At 61.2% G+C, this 4,226-nt stretch carries 3 protein-coding genes; all 3 read left to right on the plus strand.

Annotated elements, in window-relative coordinates:
• Positions 1-142: 142 nt before the first annotated feature.
• The 3 genes from WBB85_RS09500 (at position 143) to WBB85_RS09510 (ending at position 3,628) form a co-directional block, all read left to right on the plus strand.
• Positions 143-1,777, plus strand: a complete 1,635-nt coding sequence (locus WBB85_RS09500; RefSeq protein WP_432638380.1) for a type IV secretory system conjugative DNA transfer family protein — start codon at positions 143-145, stop codon at positions 1,775-1,777.
• 19 nt (positions 1,778-1,796) lie between these two features.
• Positions 1,797-2,681: a replication-relaxation family protein gene (locus tag WBB85_RS09505; protein ID WP_432638381.1), complete on the plus strand. Its 885-nt coding sequence runs from the start codon at positions 1,797-1,799 to the stop codon at positions 2,679-2,681.
• Positions 2,682-2,911: 230 nt separating this feature from the next.
• On the plus strand, positions 2,912-3,628 hold the full coding sequence (locus WBB85_RS09510; protein ID WP_432638382.1) for a DUF932 domain-containing protein: 717 nt from the start codon (positions 2,912-2,914) through the stop codon (positions 3,626-3,628).
• Positions 3,629-4,226: the final 598 nt, after the last annotated feature.

Consider the following 4,226-nt stretch of genomic DNA (forward strand, 5'->3'; position numbering starts at 1 on the left):
CGTCAATACAGGTCGCGCGATCTTCGCCGATGAAGGACTCTCGCCCGAGGTGCCGCCACCGCCCGCGCTTTGCAACACGGTGGAAGGGGCAAGATACCGTGATCAGCTGGCGCGGATCGGGCAGGCGCGGGCTGATCGGGTGATGGTCGAAAGTGCGATTGCTGCAATCGGCCAGAGCCTCGGCACAATCGCCCGCGCCGTGCCCTCGCTCTCAGGCGATGTGACGGTCGCCGTCACGCAGTTTCTGCATCCCTTGGGGCAGGCGGTCGAAAACGTCGTCGCCCCGTTCTTTGCCGAGAATGACTACCACCATTTCAAATCCCTTCGTGAACGGCTGAATGCCAATCTCGACAAAACCCATCGCACCAGCCCGGTCTTTCCGCGCGACTACAAGGGCGACGATGTCGTCGATGCCTATCTGCAGGGCACGCGTCTGAAGGCGCTGTTCGCGCTCAAGACGCCGTTCGAAATCCCCGAAGAGCGGCGCTTCGAGCACATGCACATCATCGCCGGGAGCGGCCATGGCAAAACCCAGACGATTCAGCATTTCATCGCCAGGGATCTCGACGACGTGGCGCGGGGTGACAAGTCGGTTGTGGTCATCGACAGCCAGGGCGACATGATCCGCGCTATTCTGGCGGCCAAGGTGCTGCCGCCGGAAAAGATCGTGCTCATCGATCCCGAGGACATCGAATTCCCGGTATCCCTGAACCTGTTCTCCGTGGGGCAGGGGCGGCTCGCCTCCTATAGCGCGCTCGACCGCGAACGACTGACCAACTCGATCATCGAGCTTTATGACTTTGTGCTGGGCTCCCTCCTCTCGGCCGGGATGACCGCCAAGCAAAGTGTGGTCTTCCGTTATGTGACGCGGCTGATGTTCCATATCCCCAACGCGACGATCCACACGTTGCGCGAGTTGATGGAGCCGGGCGGGGTGGCGAAGTACCAGCGCCACATCAATGATCTCGACGCTACGGCCCGGCGCTTCTTCGAGCTGGAATTCGACAGCAAGGAATTCACCACCACCAAGGCGCAGGTGCTGCGTCGACTCTATGGGGTCCTCGAAAACCAGACTTTCGAGCGGATGTTTTCGCACCCAGAGTCCAAGTTCGACATGTTCACCGAGTTGAACGCCGGAAAGCTCATTCTCATCAATACGGCCAAGTCGCTCCTCAAAGAACAAGGCACCGAAGTCTTCGGCCGCTTCTTCATCGCGCTGATTGCCCAAGCCGCTCAGGAAAGGGCCACGTTGCCGGACTGGGATCGTCTCCCGGCCATGGTCTATGTCGATGAGGCTCAGGATTACTTCGATGCCAATATCGGCATTATACTCAGCCAGGCGCGCAAATACCGGGTGGGTATGGTGCTGGCCCATCAATACCTCGGGCAGCTTTCAAACGGCCTTGAGGCGGCCTTTGAAGCCAACACCTCGGTCAAGCTGGCTGGTGGCGTCTCAGCCCGTGATGCGCGGGCGCTGGCGGGCCAGATGGGCGCTGACCCCGATCTCATCCAGCGGCAACCGAAGGGCAGCTTCGCCACCTTCATTCGGGGCCTGACTGACCGGGCGGTGCCAATGTCTTTCCCGTTCTTCGAGTTGGAAAAACTACCGCGCGCCTCCCGCGAAGATCGTGATGCGATCCGGGATCACAGCCGCCGCGCCTACGCCGAACCATGGAGGAAAAAGCCTGACCATACTGCGCCAGGGGAGCGCCAAGATGCTGAAAAAAATGACGAAAATGACGACGTCGACCCACTTGCGCCTTCGCCGGAGTTGTAGTCGGCGCTAACCTCTTCGCATGGGAAAGCTCGACAGCCTCGGACGTGCAACATTCCACCACATAGCGCCCCTGAGCGACGTGCGGCCGACGAATCGCGAGATCCGATGGCTGAAACATATCGAACGCCACGGCCCGCAGTGCTCCGCCTATCTCCATGAGCTGACCCGCGACACGCATCGGTGCCGCGACACGGCGCTCCGCGACCTGCAGAAGCTGCGGGCGGGTGGGTTCCTCAGCCTGCCGACCCAGCAACTGCGAACGGAACGCGCCGAGTGCAATCCGTATGTCTACGACTTGACGCCGAAAGCAAAGCGCTGGCTGGCGGATCAGGGACTGGCGGAACTGACTGTGCGCCCAGTCGGGCATTGGTGGCACGCCTACGCAACCTCTTGCGTCACGGGTGCGATCGATATCGAGGCACAGAGACTGGGCGTCCGCTACATTCCCGCCCACGAAATCCTGGCGCGCAATGGTGCGGCATTGGCCATTCCGATCGGTCGGGAGCGTCTCATCCCCGATCAACTCTTCGCGCTCGATTACGGCGGCAGTTTCCGGGCGTTTGTCCTGGAGGTCGATCGCGGTACGGAACCGATCCAAGCGCGCGACCGTCGAAGGACGATTGACAGCATGCTGACCGGCTACCAATCCGCCTATCGTAGCCAGGCCGCCGCCCGCCACTACGGTCTGCGCTGTCCGATCGTGCCGCTAATTCTGTGCACGACACCCGGCAGGGCCAGCATGATGCGGGAGCGCGCGACCCGGCTTGGCGAACCGATTGCCAGTGTCCTCGTTGTGGGCACGGCGCCCACCGACATGCATCGGTCAATGCCGCGCTTGTTTTCTGGCGGCTGGCTGCGCGCGTCAGGCAAGGCATTCTCGCTCGGTGTGACCGTCGGCGACTGACGCAGCTAAAATCTGCGAACTGCCCGTGCGACCGCGCAGCGCGCTTCGCAGACGTGCGGCGTTGGCACCTCTGACCACCTATCCGTGATCTGACAGGGTGCTACCCTAAGATCGGATGTTCCTTTCAATTGCGGCGCTGAAGCGCGCACCGCGAGCTTCTCGCGTGCTGTGCGATCGACTGCGCCATTGGCTGCATCCGATCAACCTTCCTCAAATCTCAGGAGACCACCATGACCCTCATGCTGCATGCGGGCGGCGAGGCCATCGCCTACGACGCCCTCACCGCGCTTTCAACGCCGGACCCAACCGCAAGCCACGTGCCTGTGCCACACCACGCGGTTGTGGACATGGTTCGCTACGCGCTCGGTTTCTTCGGCCATGAATTGCTGGAAGAACATCACGCAGTGACCACGGACGGGATGAACTATTTCGGCGTCCTGTCCCTGCGCTCGCCCCATGGTGACTACACCGACATGGTGGGCTTGAGGAACAGTCACAAGAAGCAGTTCCCGATCGGCATCGCCATCGGTTCGCGCGTCTTCGTCTGTGACAACCTCGCCTTCAGCGCTGACCATGTGATCCGGCGCAAGCATACCGCAAACGCCAAACGCGATTTGCCGGGACTCGTTGCGGCGGTGATTGAGCCGCTCGGCGTCGCGCGGCAGGCCCTGGCGCATACCTACGACAGGTACAAGTCGTTGAGCTTGCCCGACGAGATGGCCGATCAAGCCATCATGGCCATGTACCGGGATGGGGTTATCAACGTCACGCGGATCGCGGACGTTCTGCGCGCCTACGAAGAGCCTCCGCACGACTGGGGCGACAAGACCCCGTGGCGGCTTTTCAATGCTGCGACGTTTACCCTAACCGGCAGGGTGGCGGAGAATCCAGCGGCGACGCGGCGGCTCCACGATGTCATAGACGGTGTGTGCCAGCGGCTGTTGTGACGAGACGGCGAATATTGAGAGCCCCAACTTGGGCTCTCTTTTCTTACTTCCCGCTTAGGGACCCGCCCGTCGCTACTCTCGTACCTGGGGCAGGTTCTAGGCAGGCTCGGAGAGAGCCGGATTGCGAAAAGCATTTTCCAAAAGGAAATGGTTGCCTGAAGGTCGCGGACGTCTACATCCCGCAGCCATGAGCCCGACCCAATGGGATAAACTGTCGACGTGGCCTCGCGCGGAGTGGCCGGTTTCTGCGCTTCGTTATCCCGCACAACGACAGGAAGGGGCGGAAAGCGGGCTTTCGCTGCACCTGCGAAGCGGCGGGCGCAAGTTCGGGAAAGCGTAAGTTCGCTGCAGGTGCGAGTTGATCAAGCGCCGACGACGAAACCGGACATTCACACGAGTACCCCGCATTACCGCGTCTGAACCGACGAGTTTGGCGGTAAAGCAGAACTCCGCGTCGGGTGCGAAGGTGCTCAGTGTTTTGGCAAAAGCGGTCGTTGCCATCTTGGTTATCGCAAAGGCTCAGTTGCCCAATTGCGAGCAGATGGCGGTAGTGTGCGCCCTATCCTCATGAATTGAACTATCTGGCAGACAGCAGATC

Origin of the sequence: Albidovulum sp. (assembly GCF_049646345.1) — a bacterium.
Lineage (GTDB): Bacteria > Pseudomonadota > Alphaproteobacteria > Rhodobacterales > Rhodobacteraceae > Albidovulum.